Consider the following 20,253-nt stretch of genomic DNA (forward strand, 5'->3'; position numbering starts at 1 on the left):
AAGATGTTGCCTGAAATCACCCAGTTCGAAGAAACGGTCACGCTGATCAGCGATACCGGCATTCAGTTTATGGACTTCGCCCTGCGCCTGGGCCCAGATGGCGAGCAAGCCGGCAAATTCGTGCAGCTCAACAACGGTCTGGTACCTACGCGCCTGTTGTGGTCCAAGGAATACAAGGATTTCTACGAACCGGAGCCCGACAAAGTCGTGCCGGTAGAGTTCGACTCCAGCGAAGACAACCACTTCCGACTGAGCATGGAAGAAAGCCTGAAGCTGTTTGACGGCATCTGGCTGCCCATTCCGTTTCTGCGCTTCATGCCGCCCTATCGCTTCGACGAGGGGCCGAACAACTGGTCGCGGATGCGCCTGATCAAACTGGCCGAGCCCGATATTGACGGCAATACGCACCGTCTCACGCTGGCCTTTGACAGCCGTATCATGCCGTCCGTCAGCGGCACCGCCTACCTGGCGCCAAACGAAGAAGACGTGCGCTCTGGTGTGGCCTTCAAGATCGCCTGCAGCGCCCGCGAGTACGGCTGGTTCCTGACTCACAGCTGGATCCGCGAGTGGCTCAGTGAGCTGTATGCCGAAGCCCGTGCAGACTGGACCCGCGAGCGCCTGGACAAAGACCTCAAGGGCAACCGCCACCTCGGGCATTACCTGAACCTGCTAAGCCTGCTGCGCCGCCCGACACCTGCAGAGCAGAGCACAGAAAAGCCCAAGGTCGAAATCCCCGAGATCAAGGTCGTCGCCAATGACGCCTTGGGCGTTGTGCGCCCGATTCCGGTGGACCTGGTGCTGGACGTCGGCAACTCACGCACCTGCGGCATTCTGATCGAAGATCATGGCCAGTCGGGTTCGGGCATGAAGCACAACTATGTGCTGGAGCTGCGCGACCTCAGTGAGCCCGAGAAGATCTACAACCAGGCCTTTGAGAGCCGCGTCGAATTTGCCCAGGCCTATTTCGGCAAGGACCATTTCTCGGTCAAGAGCGGCCGTCACAATGCCTTCCAGTGGGCCACGATTGCCCGTGTCGGCGGCGAGGCCGGACGCTTGGCCAGCCGCCGTCGCGGCACCGAAGGTTCCACCGGCCTGTCCAGCCCGAAACGTTACCTGTGGGATGAGAAGGCCTATGGTCATGGCTGGCGCTTCAACGCTTCGTATGTCAAAACCGACAAGGAGCCGCTGGCGACCGCCGCACCTTTCTCGCACTTGATCAATGACCTCGGCCAGGCGCTGTACCTGCCGCCAAAGAACGACATGCCGGTGTTCACACCGCGCTATTCCCGCAGCAGCCTGATGACGTTCATGCTGGCCGAGGTGGTCACCCAGGCGCTGTCGCAGATCAACAGCCCGGCCCAGCGTTCACGCCAGGGCCATGCGCGGGTACCGCGCCAGCTCAATAGCATCACCCTCACCGTACCGCCAGGCATGCCGCAGGCCGAACGCAGCATCCTCAACAACCGTATGAACGAGGCCGTCGGCCTGGTGTGGAAGAGCCTTGGCTGGCATGAGGGCGAGAGCAACCCGTTCAAGGACAAGTCGGTCAAGCCGCTCACACCGCTGCCGAGCATTCGCGTTGAATGGGACGAGGCCAGCTGCGGGCAACTGGTGTACCTGTACAACGAGGTCAACGAGAACTTCGCCGGGCACCCGGAAGAGTTTTTCGCAGCCCTGGCGCGCCCGGACAAAAGTGAAACCGAGCAGATCACCCTGGCCACCATCGACATTGGTGGCGGCACCACGGATCTGGTGATCACCGACTACCACCTGGACCGTGGCAGCAACGGCGGCACAGGCAGTAACGTACACATTGTGCCCAGCCAGCGCTTCCGCGACGGATTCAAGATCGCGGGCGACGACATCCTCCTGGACGTCATTCAAGAGTTCATCCTGCCCAGTTTCAAGCAGGCGCTGCAGAACGCCGGGGTATATGCCCCGGATGCCCTGATGTCGCGCCTGTGCGGCAACGGCGATGCCAGCGCCCAGGAGCGGATTCTGCGTCAGCAGCTCAACCTGCAGGTGTTCATGCCGCTGGGTCTGGCGTTGCTCAAAGCCTACGAGCAGTACGACCCCGAAACCCCAGTGGAGGTTGTTGAGCGCTCATGGCAAGAAGTACTGGGCGATGCTGTTGTCAACGACAGCGTGCTGGAGTACGTGTATGCCGCCGTGCGCCGTGATGTTGGCCGTGACGGCACCCTGGACCTGCTGAAAACCCCTATCGCTTTTGACCTCGAACAGGTACATACGGCGTTCCTCGGTGGCCAGATCAACATCACCAAGATCCTCGCCGAACTGTGCGAAGTGATTTTCCACTACCCCTGTGACGCACTGTTGCTGACCGGCCGCCCGTCGCGCCTGCCGGGCATTCAAGCCTTCATTCGCCAGCGCTTGCCACTGCCACCGGGGCGCATTCTGCCACTGCAGAACTACCGTACTGGTGGTTGGTACCCGTTCCACAAAAACGGCCTGATCGACGACCCGAAAAGTACCGCCTCGGTGGGAGCAATGATCTGCCTGCTGTGCTCCAAGCACAGTGTGCCGAACTTCTACTTCCGCACGGCAGCACTCAAACCGTACTCGACCATCAAGCACTTCGGCCAGATTGATAACGCCGGCACTATCAAACACGGTGACGTGCTCTACCACAACCTGACCTCCGACAAAGGCCGCATTCAACTGCCAATCGTGGGCGAAGGTGAACAACGCGGTACGCCGTGGCTGGAAATGCGCGGCGACATGCACCTGGGTTACCGCCAACTGGCCGCCGAGCGCTGGTCCGCATCGCCACTCTACACGCTGCGTTTTACCGCCAGGGGCAGTCGTAACTTCTCAAGCGCCATCGGCAAGGGCGGTGAAACGCCGGTGCTGCGCATTCGTCTGGCCGTGGACGAGCCTTCGGACCAACTGCTGGAGCAGGGCCTGATCAGCGACAAGCTGGTCATCGCTGAGCTGCAATCGAATATCCAGGATGCCGATTTCGATTTTGAAAGGGATCTTGAGCTCTCACTCAATACCATGCCGACCATGAGCCTGAGTGACAGTGACTATTGGCTCGACAGCGGGAACGTCAAAGGAAAATGAGCAATCTAACGCCAAAGCAACAGCAGCTGATGGGTGCCTGGGGTGCCGTTCACAAAGGTGCGAACGAAGCGCTGGAGTGGATTCAACAGGTGCGCGGCAACGCCGCCAGCGTAGAGGCCGAGGGCGATGCCCTCAACCTCCGGCTGCACCAGGCACGCAACCGAGCCAAAGACCTGCAGCGCGCCGCCGGCACACCGATGGTGATCGGTTTCTTCGGCCTGTCTCAGGCCGGCAAGTCGTACCTGATTTCCGCCTTGGCAGCCGACAGCCGTGGCCGCCTGGAAACCGACTTCGGCGGCAAGACCCTTGATTTCATCGAGCACGTAAACCCCACTGGCCTCGGCAAAGAGGCTACAGGGCTTGTGACACGCTTCAGTCGCTGGGCCAAACCAAGCCCCGATGCCAATTTTCCGGTAGAACTGAAGCTGTTCAGTGAAATCGAAGTGGCTAAGATTCTGGCTAACGCCTGGTTCGAGGACTTTGACCAAGAAAAGCTCGACTACACCTTCACTGACGCCCGCATTCAGGATGTGCTCAAGGCTTTCGAAGGCCAGGAGCATGAACAGGTACAACCTGGGGTCACCGCCGACGATGTAGTGGCCCTGTGGGACTACCTGAAAGGCAACTACGAAAAGTCCGTGCGCAAGCTCAGTGAGCTTTACTGGCCGCGCGTAATGAAATTGGCACCACGGTTGAACTACCGTCAGCGGGCCAAGCTGTTTTCTGTGCTATGGGGCGAGCAACACCTGCTCACCGAGGTCTACGAACAACTGGTCGGTGGCCTGCACAAAATGGGCTTCCCCGAGACCGTGTTCGCACCCTTGAGCGTACTGGTGAAAGACGACAACGGCGTCTACACCCAAGCCAACAGCATCATGAACGTCGATATCCTCGGGCGTCTGGGCACCAATCGCGACCTGCCGGTGAACGTGTTGCCATTGTGCGACGGCAAACTGCAGAGCAGCGTGGGCCTGAGCATCGCCCAACTCGCCGCACTGACTGCTGAGATGACCTTCCGTCTGATCAATCGTCCGCAAGACCCGGTCGTAGAGGAAGTCGATTTGCTCGACTTCCCAGGCTATCGCACCCGGCAGAAACTGCTGCGCATCGAGGATGCGGCCGACCCGGATGCAGTCGAGCAAGTCAATCCGGCCTCGACCCTGATCCTGCGGGGCAAGGTCGCCTACCTGTTTGAGCGCTACACCGACTCGCAACAAATGAATGCCCTGGTGCTCTGCACCAGCTCGTTCAAGCAAAGCGAAGTGGTCAGTGTTGGTCCAGTGCTCACCCGCTGGATTCACCGCACCCAGGGCCGCACGCCGAAAGAGCGCGGCCAGCGTGAGCCAGGCCTGATCTGGGCCCTGACCATGCTCGACGGTTTCATCAGCAACACACTCGGCCTGAGCGAAGGGCAACTGCCCGAAGGCTGCGAGAACATGATGAAACTGACGATGATCGAGCGTTTCGGCACCCAGGAGTGGATGAAGGACTGGGCAAGTACTCCGTTCAACAACACCTATCTGGTACGCAAGCCTCGCCTGGACACGGCCTTTATCGAGCGTGACGCTGGCACCGGCGAAGAAACCGCATTCACTGATCGACATACGCAGCGCCTGGAACAATTGGGCCAGTGCTTCGCCGCCAGCCCTTCTGTGCAGCGTCACGTGAAAGACCCAGGCACCGCCTGGAAAGCCATGCTCGAGCTCAATGATGGCGGCATCAGCCGTTTCAGCAGCAGCTTCAAGGGCGTTGCCAACATCGACTTCAAGCTCACCCGGATCGAAGAGCAACTGGAAGAGTGCCGTACAGAGCTGCTTGAAAACGGCCTGTACGCCTGGCGTGAAGAAGACTTTGAGAAAGTGCTGGAGAAGAAGCGCGAAAAGGCGCAGATGCTCCTCAACCAGTTGGGCGCTGATCCCGATGTATTGGGCGAGTTGATCCATGAGCTCCAACTGCCGGTCGACGAATTGCGCGAGCTGTACCTGGGCGGTGTGTATGACATCGACGGGCTGGACGACGATGCAGAACAAGAGCCGGAGCATAGCGCCAAGGCCCCGGCCAACAAGGCCCCTGCGATCAATTTTGGCAACCTGTTTGCCAACCCCGCCGCAGAGCCAGTAGCAGCGCCAGCGAAGCCGCTGACACGGCGACTCACCTCAGAGCAACGCTTTGCCCGGGCGGCCCTAAAAGCCTGGATCAAGCATATGCGCGAGCTCGGTTCACGCACACTGCTGCTCAACAGCCTGCGGTTGAACAAAAGCGTGGTCGACAGCCTCACCGAGGAGCTGATCAGCGCCGTGCGTAGCCCGAGCTTCCTCACAGAATTGGACGAAGCCGTGACCCGTCGCGCCCAAAGCGGCACCCGCCGCGATCAGATGGTGCAGCGTCAGGTGTTGGCCGTGCAGTTGGTAATGCGCGACTTCATCTCCTGGTTCGGCCTGCTGAGCAAACCCGTAAGCGCACGCCCCAACAGCCTGTTGGGTGCTCGCGAGCCGTTGTTCAGTTTCTACCGCTCGGTGGCTGTTGGCGAACTGCCCGTGCTGCCTGAACAGCCCTCGCATCAAGAGCAGCTTTATTTGGTGGATTGGTTGTCGGGGCTGGCCTGGCTTACCCAGGAAAACGCCAAGAGTGGCGCCGACCCCGAAATTACCACCGAGCAGCGACGCCAACTGGCCGTCCTGCTGAACACATTTGAAGCGAGTTAATCCATGGGTATCAGAGTTGACGTGCTGTCACTGAGCAGCAACGTTCCAGGCCACGCGCGCGTTCGAGTCAGTGGCTGGAGCGAAACCACCGACAACCTCGAGTTTTCGGTACAAAGCAGCCAAAGCCAACATTTCCTGCAGAAGGAAGCACAGTGGAGTAGCAGCCCCTACTGGTTCCAAATTACTCAGTTGGAAACCGTAGACGACGCACAAGCCTTCGAGACCCGAATTGGGCCGGAGCTACTCGACCCCTTGCTGGAACTCAGCAACAACGCCATGTTCCGCATTGAACTGAAGGGCTCGGGCCTGAGCGAGGAAACCGTACTGCGGCTGGCCAAGGACCTGCAGCATTCGTTGTCGCAAGGGAGCACCCCGACAAACGCAAACAGCGGCACGCTGGAGGTACCGGCAACTGCGCCGGTAGAGGAGCAGGCGCCGTCCCAGGCGACGACGGTCGCTCAGGCCGCCCCCCTGACAGAGCCTGAAGTGGTTACCCCGGCGCCAGCTCTGGCAGCCACAACGCCGACGAAAAAGAACCGCTGGCTGTTGCCGGTACTGCTATTGGTACTACTGGCAGCTATCGCGGCAGGCGCCTGGTGGTGGCTCAAACAGCAACCGGAGCCTGTCGCGCCCAAACCTGCGGAGCCGGAGAAACCTGCACAGGTCGAGCCCGCAGTAACCGCGCAGCCTTGCACGCTGGAAAGCATGAAGAGCCAGTCGGAACTGGCTTTCGTGCAGAGCTGCATCCAGCAGGCGCCGGACAGCACTGCGCTGCTGGAAGTGATCAACGTCGCCAAGGCCAACAGCACGTGCGGCGTCGCCCAGCGCCTGTACGCCAACCGCGCTCAGGGCGGCGACGTCCAGATCGCTACAGCCTACGCCCACGAATATGACCCCAAATACCACCAGGCCAGCGAGTGCTTCAAAGCACCTGACAACGCCACTGCCGCCTACTGGTACGAGACCATCCTTAGCTTCGACGAGAACAATGCCGATGCCAAGGCGCGTCTTGAGGAGCTCAAACAATGAGTATGCGTCTGCGCGGATTGACGGCTGCCTTGCTGGCCTTGAGTCTCAGCCCGGCCTTGCAAGCGGCGGACACGCCTCTGCTGCAAGCAGGTAAGAAAACCCTGTTTCAACGCGTCCTGACCACGCCAAGCTGCCAGCTCAGCGACGCAGCAGGTGCTTCCAGCGGCGCAGCCCAACCCGCGTTCAGCCGTTTTTACGTGTATGAACGGGCTCAGGTCGACAACCGCGAATGGTTGCGGGTTGGCCCCGACACCCAGGGTAAGAGCATCGGCTGGTTACCGGGCGAGTGTACTGTTGAGTGGAAAATGCAGCTCACGCTGGCTTTCACCAACCCTGCCAACCGCGACCGCCTGCTGTTCTTCAAGGAGCGCAATCAGCTCGAGGGTATTCTGGACGCCCCCGATCCGGTCAGTCATGTCGCACCACTGCGGGCCAAGCTCAAGAAAGGCAGCGAGGCGCCCGGCGTGTTGGCTCAGGAGCCGGAATACTTCATCGACCTGCAGAAGAACTTCTACCTGCTGCCGGTGTTGAGTGGCGAAGAAGTGATGACCGAGGAAGGTTTCCGTACACGAATCCTCAATGTCGCCTCGGTGAGCAAGGCCGACGCCAGCAGTAGCGCTGCGGCGAATGCGAATACGCCAGGCAATGCCAAGACCCAACTCAAGGCCTTCAGCGCGGCGGTGGTGTTCGTCATCGACTCGACCATCTCCATGGACCCATACATTGATCGCACCCGTGAGGCGATCAAGCGCGTATATGAGCAGATCGAGAAGGAAAACCTCGGTCAGCAGGTCAAGTTTGGCCTGGTCGCTTACCGCTCCAGTACCAAGGCGGTACCAGGCCTGGAGTACGTAAGTAAAATGTACGCCGACCCCAACACCGTCAAAGACGGTGCCGACTTCATGGCCAAGGTCGCTGACCTGAAACAGGCCAAGGTCTCCAGCAGCACCTTCGACGAAGACGCCTACTCCGGCGTCATGCACGCGGTGGACAAGGTCGACTGGAGCCAGTTCGGTGCCCGTTATGTGGTGCTGATCACCGACGCAGGCGCCATCGACGGTAGCGACAAACTGTCGGGTACTGGTTTGGGCGCGGAGCAGGTGAAGATCGAGGCCAGCAACCCTGGTGTCGCCCTCTATACCCTGCACCTGAAAACCCCAAGCGGTGCCAAGAACCACAGCAGCGCCGAGGCCCAGTACCGGGCGCTGTCGAATTACCCGGGAACCAACACCTCCCTCTACTATCCGGTTAACGCTGGCGATGTGGATGCATTCGGGCGCAAGGTGGACGGCCTCGCCGCCGCCATTACCCAACAGGTAAAGTCGGCCTACATGGGCGAAGACGCCATTGGCAGTGCAACCAACGCCAAAGCCGATCCGAGCGAAAAGAAAATGCTCGAAGACGCCGCGCTGATCGGCCATGCCATGCAACTTGCCTATCTCGGTAAAACCACCGGAACCAAAGCACCACCCGTGTTCCAGGCCTGGATCAGCGACCGTGACCTGATCAAGCAGAACCTGCCGACCACCGATGTGCGTGTGCTGCTGACCAAAGCTCAGCTCAGTGACTTGAGCGATGTACTCAAGCAGATTCTGGACGCAGCCAACGAAGGCATGATCTCGCCCAGCGAGATGTTTACCCGCCTGCGCTCGGTAGCCGCCACCATGGGTGCCGACCCGAACCAACTGAAACAGGGTGCCAACACCCGTGTTGCGGACCTGGGCGTGCTGGGTGAGTACCTGGAAGACCTGCCGTACCACAGCGACGTGCTGAACCTGGATGAAGAAACCTGGAAAGGCTGGGACGGCCTTGCTCAGGAGAAGTTTATCCGCAGCCTGAGTACCAAGCTGCGCCACTACCAGCGTTACAACGCCGACGTGGACCGCTGGGTTGCACTGGCACCCGGTAGTGATAGCCGCGATAACGTCTATCCGGTACCGCTCGAAATGATGCCCTGAGCCCCATGCTTGACATCAAAGGACTGTTGGTAGCGCGCGGGGAAGGCGCCCAGGCTCATCGGGTGCGGCTCAATGAGCTGCATCTGGAGCACGGTGAAATTCGTGCCATTACCGGCGAGAGCGGCTGCGGCAAGAGCACCCTGCTGGAAGCCATCGGCTTGCTCCTGGCGCCTCAGCAACTGAACCACTATCGCCTTGGACGTGAGGCGGTGGATGTACGCCAGTTGCTGGCTGAGAACCAGCAGCCGGCGCTGGCCGCATTACGCTCCCGACAGCTCGGTTTCGTGTTGCAGAACGGTGGCCTTCTGCCGTTTCTCAAGGTACGCGACAACATCCAGTTACCACGGCGCCTACTCGGCCTCTCCAGCCGCAGTCGTGCCGTCGAGAAAGCGATTGAAGTCCTGCGCCTTGAGCCGTTGCTCGACAAGTACCCGCAGTCCCTGTCCATCGGTGAGCGCCAGCGCGTGGCCTGTGTGCGCGCCATCGCCCACGAGCCACAGCTGCTATTGGCCGATGAGCCCACCGCCGCACTGGACCCACACAATGCTCAGCGCCTGTTCGAGCTGCTACTGAGCCTGGTCAACGAGCTGGGCCTCAGCGCGTTGGTGGTGTCCCATGACTGGGCATTGATCGATCAGTTCGGCCTACCGCGACTGTGCGCAGTGAATGGGGAAGGAGAAACACGCTTTGAACCCCTGGTTTAAACAGCTGGGGCTGCTGATGCAGCTTTCGGTGGCCGATCTCTGGCATGACCGCAAGGTCTCGCTGTGCATGGCAGCCTCGCTAATGGCGGTGATCGCCCCCCTGTTGCTGCTGTTCGGGCTCAAGCATGGCGTGGTCAGCCAACTGCAACAGGAACTGCTGAGCGACCCGCGCAACCTTGAAGTGAAGATGCTCAGCAGCAGCCATTACGACCTCGACTGGCTGGAACGCTTGCGCCAGCGCCCGGAAGTCGGTTTTGCCATTGGTCAAACTCGCTCGCTGAACACCCAGGCCGACCTGCAGGGCGAGCGTGGGCGCTTTGCCGATAACATCGAGATTATTCCCACCCAAGCCGGCGACCCACTACTCAACACGCCTTTGAGTGCAGTACAAGGCAACCAGGTCATTCTCAGTGCCCGTACAGCTGAACGCCTGGCCGCCAAGGCCGGCGACAACATTCGGCTTCGCGTCGCCCGCCGTCTGGACGGTGTCAACGAACGCGGCGAGCAAACACTGCAGGTGCAGGCCGTGCTGGAGCCCGCACGTTTTACCCGCCCTGCAGCCTTTGTCAGCCCCGAACTGCTGCTCGACCTAGAGTACTTCCGTGACGGCTATCGCGTGCCGATCCTGGGCAGCACCAGCGGCCAACTGCTGGACAGCGTGAAGGTTGGTTATGCCCGGGCCAGGGTCTATGCCAAAGACATCGACAACGTCGAAGCGTTGGAGCGCTGGCTCAACGAGCAACATGTGGAAACCAGCAGTCGTCTCGCTGAGATCGATAGCGTCAAGGCGATCAACCATGTGTTGGGTCTGATCTTTGGGGTGATTGCCGGTGCCGCACTGATCGGTTGCATCGCCTCGCTGGTCGGTGCCTTCCTGGCCAATATCGACCGCAAACGCCGTAACCTCGCAGTATTACGCCTGCTGGGCTTCGGCAGCCTTGCCGTGGCCGGCTATGTGGTGCTGCAGGCACTGCTGCTCAGCGCTGTGGGTTACATCGGCGGCCTCGCTGGCTATTTTGCTGGCAGCGTACTGTTCGATCACTTGCTGGGCAGCAGCCAGGCTACTGGCACGTTCATCTGCCACATCACGTTTGGGCACGGCCTGACCGCCCTGCTCCTCGCGTTCCTAGTCGCCGCGCTGGTCGCCATGATCGGCGCCCTGCGAGCCATTCGAATTCAACCTGCGGAGAGTCTGCGTGAGCTCTAAAGCCTACGGCCGTCTACTGTTCTTGCCCCTGAGTTTCGGCTGCCTGATGCAAGCCTCGGCTGCGGCCTGGGAGGAGAAACACTATAACCCCATGCCCGACACCGACGATGTAGTGCTACCCATGCCCTGCGAAGGGTCGATGGTGTTTCGCAAGGTGCTGATCCCTCTGGCCGGACCATTAGACGACTACCCAATCAACATTGGCCAGGACAGTGCCGAGTGGGGTTATGTCGAGCAGACCCGACCCGCCTTTATCGCCGGTAGTTTCACCAGCGCGAAAGGTGAGAAATCGCGCTACTACCTGATGGCCAAGTATGAAATGACGCAGTTGCAATACCGTGCATTGACGGACGAAACCTGCCCGACGCCGTCGAACAAGCTGCGCCTGCCGGAGGTGTCGCTGAGCTGGCTCGATGCACTGCAAGCAACCGATAAATACAACCGCTGGTTGCGCGCCAACGCTGCCGCAAAACTGCCCAAGGAGGATGGCGCCCAGGGCTTTCTGCGCTTGCCCACCGAGGTCGAATGGGAGTACGCAGCGCGCGGTGGGCTGCAGGTCGGTACCGCTGAGTTTCGCGATGCTCGCTACCCGATGCCCGAGGGTTTGAATGCCTACGAATGGTTTGCTGGCGCCCAGTCGTCGAACGGCAAGCTGCAGCTCAGCGGGCTGCTCAAAGCAAACCCCCTGGGCCTGCACGACATGCTTGGCAACGCCAGCGAGATGATGTTTGAACCCTTTCACTTGAACAAACTGGATCGCCAGCACGGGCAGGCCGGTGGCTATGTGGTGCGCGGAGGCAACTACCTGACTGCCGAGGGCGAGCTACGCACGGCGCTGCGTGAAGAAGAGCCGTACTACAACGCCGAAGGCCCGGTGACCAGCAAAACCACAGGCATGCGCTTGGTGCTAGTGTCGCCCACGATGACCTCTCGCGAACGCGTCAGCAGTATTGAGAGTAGCTGGAAGAAGCTGGGCGGCGATGAACCCACCGGACACGCCAAGGACAAAGGCACCGTGAAAGCCCTGGAAGACCTCGCCTCGAAGGTTGATGACCAAGGCCTGAAAGACCAGCTCAAGACCGTAGAAAACCAGCTGCGTGCGAGCAACCAGCAACAGCAGGAAGCTCGCGATCAGGCGATCCGCGCCAGCCTCAACCTCGGCGCTTTCCTCTGTACCAAGATGCTCGACGACGGCCAGTACCTCGACTTCCTGCAGAAGAACTATGCCAGCAACTGCAAGGCCGGCGAAGAAGACCCCACCTGCGGCATGCGCAAAACCAAGCTCGAAGAACAGAGCACGCGCTTGCACAAGCTGAGCCGTTACTACGCCAGCTCTTTGGTGGAGTCCGGGTCGCTCTATGGCAAGCCCCTGCTGGAAGCGCAAGTGCCGGTGCTGGAGGGCACGCTCAAGGCCAACAAGAACCTGAAGGAGCTAATGCCTTACCTACGTACCCACTGGGCTAACCAGGCCGAATTCCTCAAAACCCAGAAAATCGACACTGCAGCCTGGCTCAACAGCTGCAAGGCCGTAACCCTCTGATCAACAACGAGTCAAGGAACGCGAACGTGAATACCAATAAAGCAGGCATCTCCCGGATTTGGGTCAGTGTGATGGTAGTAGTCAGCCTGGTGCTGAGCGGTTGTGCTGGTACCGGTAGCTCAATGTTGGGTGGAAGCAGCAACGCAGACCCACGGCTGACCTCCGGCAACGATGCCAAGTTTTTCACCACCTCGGGCTATCAGGCCTGTGCTGTCGCCGCAGCCGGTGGCGTGCTCGCCTGCACCCTGTCGAACTCGAGCAACAAAGCTACCTGCGCCATCGTCGCCGGCCTTGCCGCGTGTGGCGTGGCCATGGGCGCCAACTACTACCTGGATCAGCGTCGTGCCCAGTACTCCGACACCAACCAGCGCCTGACGATGATGACCACCGATGTTCAACAGGAAACAGCCAAGGTTGCCGAGCGGACCAACACTCTGCAGCGCGTGATCAACGACGACAAGCAACAAATCGCCGCCCTGCAACGCGATATTCAAGCCAAGACGGTTAACAAGGCCAAGGCTCAGCAAGACGTTGCCGCCATCGACAGCAACATTGCCTTGATGCGCAAAGACGTAAACAACATGAAAGCCCGTGTCACCGAATTTGAGAAGGTCGCCAAGCTTGAGCGAGAAGGCGGCGCCAACCAGGCTGAGGTGCAGAAGGTCGAGGCAGAAATTGCCAAGATGAACAACAAGGTCGTTGCCCTGCAGCAGGAGGTCGACGGCCTCTACAGCCAGCGCTCGGCAATTACCCTGGGCTAAGGAGCACGCTATGTACCTACGCCTCAGCCTTTGCATTCTGGCCCTGCTCTCAGTGGCCGGGTGCGCTACTACTGCGTCACAGTGCAATGCCTCCGACAGCGACGTCAGCATGATCAAGAAGCTCAACTGCGACTACGGCGGTGGTTACAGTGAGCAGGTACGCAACAGCGAGCAGGCCTTGGTCGATGCCCGTGAGCAGAACCGTCAGTTCAACGACGTGTATGCTCAGCTCAGCGCGCAGCAGACGTCGACCCGCCAGGACCTGGCAACCGTACAACGTCAGCAGGCTAGCCTGGAAAAGTCGCTTAATGGTCTATTGGCAACGCTCAAGGCCCGGCATGCCAACAAGCGCGACGTGCAACAGCAGATAGCGGGCCTTGAACAGCGGATGAAAGCCTCGCAGAACGCCCCTGCCAACACGGCCAACGCCGCCCAGGTCGAGGCCCGCAAGCAAGAGCTGAAAGCTCTGCAGCAGCAGGTCAGTCGCCTCCAGCTAAGCCTCGGTTACGAGTAAGCCTATAACCGGCAGCTTCGGCTGCCGGTCCTTTTCAGGACATCCTCATGCAACGGGTTATCCGTGATGCCAGCACGAGCCAGGACGGCTTAGCCTCGCTCGAACACACCGTAGCGATTATCGCCAAGCATTTTCCACCCAGCGTTGCTCACCTCTATGCGGTGCCACGAAAAGGCGCCGATGGCGCCCGTGAATGGTGGTCGGAACTGACCGGACAGCCACGCCAGTACCGCGAACTCAACGCCGATGAGCAACAGGCGTTGCTGGAGATCTATGCGCAGCGCCAAGACGCGGTCACGCAATTGGCCAACGAACTGGAACGTCGCGGCCAGGGCACAGAAGCTAGCGCACTGCGGCGACTGGTAGGGCCACCGAACCTCGACAACCTTTACAGCATCAATGGCTACCCGCTGTTGGTGCGCTGGGGTGACCCTGAACCCAGGCCTGCACAAGGCCCTACTCCGCAAGCAGCCGCACCAATTGTGCGTCGGCGAACGTGGATCTGGTTGCCTTGGTTCCTGCTGCCATTACTCTTGCTGCTTACGCTACTGCTCGCGCTGTGGATTGGCTGGCCTTACCTGCAACGTTGGCTGAATACACCCCAGCCGCAGCACTTCGCCTGCGTTAAAGACCCACAGGTACAACCCCCTGAGTTTTCCGTAGTCCTCGATACCTCCGGCTCAATGCAACTGAGCGTGGATGCCACGCTCGAGGACGAGCAATGGTTTTTCACCCTTGGTCAAGAGGACGGAGCCGACCCTGAGCGCCTGGCCCGGATAACCCAAGGCCCAATACGCATGGACGTGGCCAAGAGCGCGTTGAGCCAGATGGTGAACGACCTGCACCCGGCCATCGACATGCGCATCGTGACCTTTGATGGCTGCCGCGCGCCAATCGACCATGGCCAGTTCAGTCTTACCCAACGCCCGGCCTTGATCCAAGGCATTAAAGGCCTCGTGGCCAACGATGGCACTGCACTCACGGCAAGCCTGGAAAGCGCAGCGCGCACGATGAATGGTCGTGACCGCGACGGGGTAATCGTAATGTTCGTCGATGGTGCAGACGGTTGTGGCCAAAACGCTTGCGACGTGGCGCAACGTATTGCCCGAGAACAACCACGGTTGCGGGTCAACCTGGTCAACATCAGCAACAACAGCCTGGCCAGTTGCATCGCTGACAGCACCGGTGGCCGGGTGTATTCAGCGAACAATGCCGTGGAAATGGCGAAGGCCCTGCAAGACGCCAGCCAAGAGGTTTCCGGCAGCGCCAATTGTGACTAATGCCTGTTGATTGTAAGGAATGAACGTATGCAGCGGGTAACCCGCGATGCCCACGCAAGCCAGGACAGCGCACAGGCTCTGGATCAGACGGTAGCGTTGATTCACCAGCACTTTCCGCCAACTATTGCTCACCTCTATGCCATACCCCGCCAAGGTAAGGATGGCGCGCTGGAGTGGTGGTCAGCGCTTGCCGGGCAGCCACACCTCTACGCCACGTTGAACCGTGAACAGCAGGCAGCGCTGTTGATGCGTTATGAAGAACGCCAGACCTCAGTGGGTCACCTGGCCCTGGAGCTGGAACGGCGGGGTCAGGAGCAGGCGGCCAAGGCTCTGCGCGGCCTGATCGGGGCACCCGACCTCGACAATCTCTACAGCGTCAATGGCGAGCCACTGGTGGTGCGCTGGGGTCAGCAACCGGCCCCGCTGCAGACTCCCTCTGTAGCTCACAAGCCGAAACCGGCTCCAGTCACTGCACCGACCAAACCTGCGGCCCCGAAACCGGCCCCGGCACCACGCACGGTGTCTCCACCTCGACGCTGGCTCATGTGGCCCTGGTTACTGGGATTACTGCTACTGGCAGCGCTCTGGTGGATGTACGCGTGGTGGCCTTCAATCCACCAATGGTGGGTAGCACCAGGACGCCCTACCTTTGCCTGCGTTCCAGGTACCCCTTCACAGGCCGCCGAGTTTTCCGTGGTACTCGATACCTCAGGCTCGATGGACAGCCGTATTCGGGTCAAACAAGAAAGTGACCCGTGGTACATCGACCTGCTGCAAAAAGTCCCGCTGCTGGAGGATTACCTTGCGTCCAAAGGCCCACAACGGATCACGCGTATGGAGGTCGCCAAGAACTCACTCGGCACGTTGGTGGAGAACCTGGACAAAGACATAGACATGCGTCTGGTGACGTTCAACGGTTGCCGCGCACCACTGGACCATGGCGTATTCGACCGAGACAAACGTCCACAACTCACAGAGCTGATCCAGAAACTCGATGCCAAGGGCGGTACCGGGTTGGGCATCAGCCTTGAAGCGGCAGCCCGGCAGATGAACGGTCGTGACCGCGACGGGGTGATTGTGATGTTTGTCGACGGCAGCGACAGCTGTGGCCAAAGCGTCTGCAAGGTGTCCCGTCAGATAGCCCAGGCACAGCCGCGACTGCGGATCAATGTCGTCAACATCAGTGCCAGTACGGGCTCGAACTGCGCGGCCGAAAATACCGGCGGCCGTGTCTACACAGCCAATGATGCGGCAGCCGTGGCTGCAGCACTGCAAGAAGCCAGCCTGGAAGTGTCGAGTGGCGTACGTTGTGAATGACCGCCCTGCCGACGATCCGAACTTTACGCCAATGACGCTTTTCAATCGGACCAATGCCGCTTTCAACCTTGCCCTGTGGTGATTACTGCACGATTCTTTAGCTATCGATCGTCACTACCACCACTTGGCAGGACTCCCTATGAAAACCGTGGCACAGCTCCTGAAATTGAAGTCCCAGCAGCATCAGCAGGTTCACACTATTGCCCCTGACCAGATGGTGCTTGATGCGCTGCGGGTGATGGCTGAAAAGAACGTCGGTGCCTTGCCCGTCGTTGAAGGCGGCAAAGTGGTCGGCGTAATCAGTGAACGCGACTATGCGCGCAAGATGGTACTGAAGGGGCGTTCATCGGTGGGCACACCGGTCAGCGCAATCATGAGTGCGCCCGTGATTACGGTAGGGCCGCATCAGAACATCGATACCTGCATGAGCATGATGACCGACGGCCACCTGCGTCACCTGCCGGTAGTGGAGAACGGTGAGCTGCTGGGCCTGTTGTCGATTGGCGACCTGGTCAAGGCAGCCATTGCGGAACAAGCAGACCTCATCCAGCAACTGGAACACTATATTCGCGGAGACTGAAGCCGAGGGCTGATTTCAGATCAGCCCTGCACCGTCGTCTTCATCGTCGACCAACAGGCGGGTCAGGCCTCCCAGGGCGATACGTGCCTGGGAGCGCCCAAGCAGCTTGCCTTGGGCGCCTTCTGGCAAGTCGGTGATGCTGATCAGCCCTTTGCGGGTCAGCACATCGATCAAGTCTTCCAGTACCCGGATCATGTCCAGGTCGCTTTGCTTGAGTTGCTGAAGGCTGCCTTCCAGCACGTCGTCAGCAAACCACTTCTGAATTTCCGCGTTGTCGGCTGGCAAGGTTTCCGTAGCGTCGGCATAAGCTGCAGCTTCTACCCGGAGCAATTGGCCCTGTGCATCGCGTTGCACGTAGAACATGGGGTACCCCTCGTGTGTGTCAGTCCATATCCGCCATCAGCAGCATAGGCCAAGCCCGCCGAGCAGTAGCGCCCGGCGCGCCAGTATGCGCCGCGAAGACAGTATAGGGAAAGGCCCGAGGCCAGCGGCAACCCGGGTAGGGCTGCCGCTGGCACAGGCATTAGCTGTTGGAGTGATCGATCTTGATGGTCGGGTCTGCGCCGGAGATCAACGAGTTGATCGTGGTATTCGACCAGTTCACCCCATCGAGCTTGATGGTGACATCAGCGTTGGCCAAGTTACCGGCGTCATTGAGCTTGCCTTCGGAACTGACCTGCAGCGTAGAAACGCCATCGACAGTGGTGATTTTCAGGTAATTGTCGATAGTACTGGCCTTCTCGCCCTGAAGCAGATCGCTCAGGTCAAGACGGTCGCCTTCGACAGGCTTGAAGTCCTTGACCACATCATGGCCCGTCTCGCCGGCTTTCCATACAAAGATATCGGCGCCGCTGCTTCCCATCAGGAGATCATTACCATAGCCTCCGGACACCGTGTGGTTGTCACTCTGGGTGAAGAGGATACTCTCGTTATCACTGCCCAGCAGCGACAGCGTTGCAGCCTGCGACACCGGAGCCCCTGGACCCGTTGCATCAATCGTGATGTTCAAATGCGCCGAATCCGTATCACCATCGGCCTGGGTCAGTTTGTACTCGAACTGATCCGTGTGCCCCACATTGTCCTTGTTGTTAACCGGTGTATAGGTATAGGAGCCATCGCTCTTTATGACCAAATCACCATAGCTACCCGTAACTGTGGTACCCCCTACCGGGACATCTACCCAAGTGCCATTGACCTTGACCGACAAGGTTGAGGTTTCGCCGCTGGCACCCCAAAGGTCGTTTGCCTGCACCGAGCCGGTGACCGGTGTTGCTGACCACTCGATACTCGTAGCACCCGGCACATTGACTTTGAAGTTGTCGAATATCACCGTGGCCAGTTTGCTGAAGGAATTCCCACTACCGTCATGCACGTCAAGGAGTATCCGATACAGGGTGTTGGCATCCAGTGCACCGGTAGTAACCGTTCCCGTCGAGGAGTAGATGGATTGGCTCTGCACGGAGGACCAGTTGTTACCACCATCCGTACTCTTGAAGAGCGTCCATGTTGCAGTATCACCGTTATTGAAGTAGCTGGTGCTGGTCGAGAACGACAACGTTTCGCCAGCAACCGCGCCCGTCTTGTAGGTTGGCGTCAGCGCTTGGGCATCGCCGGGGGCACTGCCGTTAGTATCCGTCAGTGTCAAGTCACTGTAATAGTTGTCGCGTACTGCATCCAGACTAATGTTGCTGTTGATGGACGTGGACTGCCAATTGTTAAGTGACGCCTTCAGAACATCATTGCTCGACAGGTCTGTCAGGTTCTGATCAACAATATTGGTGAACTTCCACTGATTGGATTCGCCACTGGAGAAATTCGCCAACGTTGTGGTCGTATCCGCTGCGGCGACTGTCTTCGATACCAACGTAGCCGTTACATTGTCATCGGTGGCAATCGGATCGCTACGATCATTGACTGTCAGCGTCAACGTCGAAGAGGCTGTCGCGCCATTGGCATCCTTCAAGGTGACATTCAGTACGGCCTGAAGGGACGTAGGGGTATCGAAATTGTCTTTCCCGCTAAAGGTGTAGGTGCCATCTGCCTTAATGATCACCTTACCGACATTACCAAGGTCAATCGTCTTCACGTCGTTGGCATTGGAGAACGTGTAGGTCACATTATTGAACTCAACGGACACCAGCTTCCAACCATCCGCTGCCCAACCGGCAGTACCACCGGTGTCATTACCGGTGACATCACCCGATGCAACGCTGCCGCCGGCACTGGTCACCAATGCGTTAGTCAAGTCGCTGAGTGTGGTGTCCACCACCAGCACGTGGTTGTCATTCGCCCCACTAGTGATCGTGCCGGTTTTCTCGCCAGGCTGCCAGGCAATCGGTTCCAGATAGTTCTTGTCGCTATTGCTCAAGCCACCAAAGCCCACCGCAAAGGAGTCACTGAACCCTTTGTTTTCAAGGAAGTTGATCCAGGTGGACTCAGGCGCCGCCCCATCGTTGGGCACGCCATCCGACATGAAGATGCTAACCAGCTTGCCGCCACCCGCAGGAGGTGCCGTGAAATTATTGATTACAGTCGTCAGTGCATCGTTGTAGTCGGTACTGCCAGTTGCCTGCATCTTGTTGATCGCAGCCATGGCGTCGTCAAGATTGGTGAACCAACCGCCATCTTTGCCCGAGCTATGGAACGTCGCGCTGCTGGAAAACGAGACAATGAACACCGAGTGCACAGCGCCAGATGCGAAGAGGTTCTGAACCGCAACCTTTAGCATTTCCATACGCGAGGTGAATGGGCCCGAACCGTCAGGGTCGCTGCCATTCTGTCCATTGCGCGCAGGCCCCATACTGCCAGAGCGGTCAAGAACCAGAACCACATCGCTACCGCCAGCCGTTCCGCTTTCCAGGATAGACGCGCTATCGCCGGTGACGGTTGGACCCTGGTCATTGTCGAGGATGGTGCCGGTGGCCGTATTCTGACTGCCGACTGCGACACTCTCAAACACGCTATTAGTGTCCGTCACACCCTTAATGGTGGCGGTCAACGATTCGCTGTTTTCAATCTTGGTGTCGTCAACGGTCTGTACTGGGAACGTAACGCTACTTGAACCACCGCCGATAGTCACACTGGTTGGCAGCGAGCCATTCACATCACCAGCGTCCGCAGTACCGCTCCAATCCAGGCTCACGGATACCGACTTACCACTTGGAACTGTTACGGCATTACCGTCCTTGTCTACCAGCTCAACCTTATAGGTCAGCACACCGCCCTCGGTGACGGAGCCTGCTCCAGCAAGGCTGATCTTGGCGAAGACTGTATCGATCGTGTCAGCAACGGTGGCTGTTGTGCTAGCACCGGCCAGGCTGACGCCCTCGAAGTTACCGCCGTTCACCGCGGTAACGGTTGCGGTCAGGTTGCTGGCGTCGGTGTAGACGTCTTCAACGTTGGTGTTCGGAACAGACAAGGTGCCTTTACCGCTGGCATCCACGTTCACGGTGTAGTCCGTGCCGCCGACGTTGACGGTCAGGGTAGTAGTGCCCTGCGGCGGGTTGCTCAGCTGGAAGTTGAAAGTGACGTTGGCGTCGCCTTCCTTCGCAGCATCAGCGGTCACCGCCACGGT

General features: G+C 59.3%; 14 protein-coding genes. 12 read left to right on the forward strand and 2 right to left on the reverse strand.

Annotated features, from left to right (window positions below; genetic code table 11):
- The first annotated feature begins 3 nt into the window (after window positions 1–3).
- From EKA13_RS12970 to EKA13_RS13025, 12 genes are all read left to right on the forward strand, one after another.
- The gene (locus EKA13_RS12970; protein ID WP_065759797.1) at window positions 4–3,084 is read left to right on the forward strand and encodes a virulence factor SrfB; all 3,081 of its coding nucleotides are present in this window, start codon (window positions 4–6) and stop codon (window positions 3,082–3,084) included.
- Entirely contained in the window at window positions 3,081–5,789 is a 2,709-nt protein-coding gene (locus EKA13_RS12975) for a putative virulence factor (protein WP_065759798.1), read from the forward strand. The genes EKA13_RS12970 and EKA13_RS12975 overlap by 4 nt, the downstream gene beginning before the upstream one ends.
- A 3-nt stretch (window positions 5,790–5,792) precedes the next feature.
- On the forward strand, window positions 5,793–6,818 hold the full coding sequence (locus EKA13_RS12980; RefSeq protein ID WP_065759799.1) for a hypothetical protein: 1,026 nt from the start codon (window positions 5,793–5,795) through the stop codon (window positions 6,816–6,818).
- Window positions 6,819–6,820: 2 nt separating this feature from the next.
- The gene (locus EKA13_RS12985) at window positions 6,821–8,776 is read left to right on the forward strand and encodes a vWA domain-containing protein (protein WP_065759809.1); all 1,956 of its coding nucleotides are present in this window, start codon (window positions 6,821–6,823) and stop codon (window positions 8,774–8,776) included.
- 5 nt (window positions 8,777–8,781) lie between these two features.
- On the forward strand, window positions 8,782–9,480 hold the full coding sequence (locus EKA13_RS12990) for an ABC transporter ATP-binding protein (RefSeq protein WP_065759800.1): 699 nt from the start codon (window positions 8,782–8,784) through the stop codon (window positions 9,478–9,480).
- Window positions 9,464–10,687 carry an ABC transporter permease gene (locus EKA13_RS12995; RefSeq protein ID WP_065759801.1) on the forward strand — a complete coding sequence of 408 codons (1,224 nt, stop codon included), beginning with the start codon at window positions 9,464–9,466 and terminating at the stop codon, window positions 10,685–10,687. The genes EKA13_RS12990 and EKA13_RS12995 overlap by 17 nt, the downstream gene beginning before the upstream one ends.
- Complete coding sequence (locus tag EKA13_RS13000) at window positions 10,677–12,227, forward strand: formylglycine-generating enzyme family protein (RefSeq protein ID WP_065759802.1); 1,551 nt, start codon at window positions 10,677–10,679, stop codon at window positions 12,225–12,227. The genes EKA13_RS12995 and EKA13_RS13000 overlap by 11 nt, the downstream gene beginning before the upstream one ends.
- Window positions 12,228–12,298: 71 nt before the next feature.
- Complete coding sequence (locus EKA13_RS13005; protein WP_099776497.1) at window positions 12,299–12,988, forward strand: hypothetical protein; 690 nt, start codon at window positions 12,299–12,301, stop codon at window positions 12,986–12,988.
- Between the two features lie 10 nt (window positions 12,989–12,998).
- Window positions 12,999–13,502 carry a hypothetical protein gene (locus tag EKA13_RS13010; RefSeq protein WP_065759803.1) on the forward strand — a complete coding sequence of 168 codons (504 nt, stop codon included), beginning with the start codon at window positions 12,999–13,001 and terminating at the stop codon, window positions 13,500–13,502.
- Window positions 13,503–13,549: 47 nt separating this feature from the next.
- Entirely contained in the window at window positions 13,550–14,782 is a 1,233-nt protein-coding gene (locus EKA13_RS13015; protein ID WP_065759804.1) for a vWA domain-containing protein, read from the forward strand.
- 27 nt (window positions 14,783–14,809) lie between these two features.
- Window positions 14,810–16,099: a vWA domain-containing protein gene (locus EKA13_RS13020; RefSeq protein WP_065759805.1), complete on the forward strand. Its 1,290-nt coding sequence runs from the start codon at window positions 14,810–14,812 to the stop codon at window positions 16,097–16,099.
- Window positions 16,100–16,238: 139 nt separating this feature from the next.
- Entirely contained in the window at window positions 16,239–16,679 is a 441-nt protein-coding gene (locus EKA13_RS13025) for a CBS domain-containing protein (protein ID WP_065759806.1), read from the forward strand.
- 15 nt (window positions 16,680–16,694) lie between these two features.
- On the opposite strand, the gene EKA13_RS13030 is transcribed toward EKA13_RS13025, so the two are convergent.
- Both EKA13_RS13030 and EKA13_RS13035 read right to left on the reverse strand, forming a co-directional pair.
- Window positions 16,695–17,042 (reverse strand): tryptophan synthase subunit beta, encoded by a 348-nt coding sequence (locus EKA13_RS13030; protein ID WP_065759807.1) that lies wholly within the window; start codon window positions 17,040–17,042, stop codon window positions 16,695–16,697.
- A 160-nt stretch (window positions 17,043–17,202) separates the two neighbouring features.
- On the reverse strand, window positions 17,203–20,253 hold a 3,051-nt coding region (locus EKA13_RS13035; RefSeq protein WP_125862932.1), incomplete at its 5' end, for a type I secretion C-terminal target domain-containing protein.

The sequence above is a fragment of the Pseudomonas defluvii genome, assembly GCF_001695625.1.
GTDB lineage: Bacteria > Pseudomonadota > Gammaproteobacteria > Pseudomonadales > Pseudomonadaceae > Aquipseudomonas > Aquipseudomonas defluvii.

Excerpts from the sequence above, each read along its gene's own strand:
- EKA13_RS12985 (WP_065759809.1), top strand. The coding sequence starts at position 6,821 with ATGCGTCTGCGCGGATTGACGGCTGCCTTGCTGGCCTTGAGTCTCAGC.
- EKA13_RS12980 (WP_065759799.1), top strand. The coding sequence starts at position 5,793 with ATGGGTATCAGAGTTGACGTGCTGTCACTGAGCAGCAACGTTCCAGGC.
- EKA13_RS13030 (WP_065759807.1), bottom strand. The coding sequence starts at position 17,042 with ATGTTCTACGTGCAACGCGATGCACAGGGCCAATTGCTCCGGGTAGAA.
- EKA13_RS13020 (WP_065759805.1), top strand. The coding sequence starts at position 14,810 with ATGCAGCGGGTAACCCGCGATGCCCACGCAAGCCAGGACAGCGCACAG.
- EKA13_RS13015 (WP_065759804.1), top strand. The coding sequence starts at position 13,550 with ATGCAACGGGTTATCCGTGATGCCAGCACGAGCCAGGACGGCTTAGCC.
- EKA13_RS13010 (WP_065759803.1), top strand. The coding sequence starts at position 12,999 with ATGTACCTACGCCTCAGCCTTTGCATTCTGGCCCTGCTCTCAGTGGCC.
- EKA13_RS13025 (WP_065759806.1), top strand. The coding sequence starts at position 16,239 with ATGAAAACCGTGGCACAGCTCCTGAAATTGAAGTCCCAGCAGCATCAG.
- EKA13_RS12975 (WP_065759798.1), top strand. The coding sequence starts at position 3,081 with ATGAGCAATCTAACGCCAAAGCAACAGCAGCTGATGGGTGCCTGGGGT.
- EKA13_RS12990 (WP_065759800.1), top strand. The coding sequence starts at position 8,782 with ATGCTTGACATCAAAGGACTGTTGGTAGCGCGCGGGGAAGGCGCCCAG.
- EKA13_RS13005 (WP_099776497.1), top strand. The coding sequence starts at position 12,299 with ATGGTAGTAGTCAGCCTGGTGCTGAGCGGTTGTGCTGGTACCGGTAGC.
- EKA13_RS12970 (WP_065759797.1), top strand. The coding sequence starts at position 4 with ATGTTGCCTGAAATCACCCAGTTCGAAGAAACGGTCACGCTGATCAGC.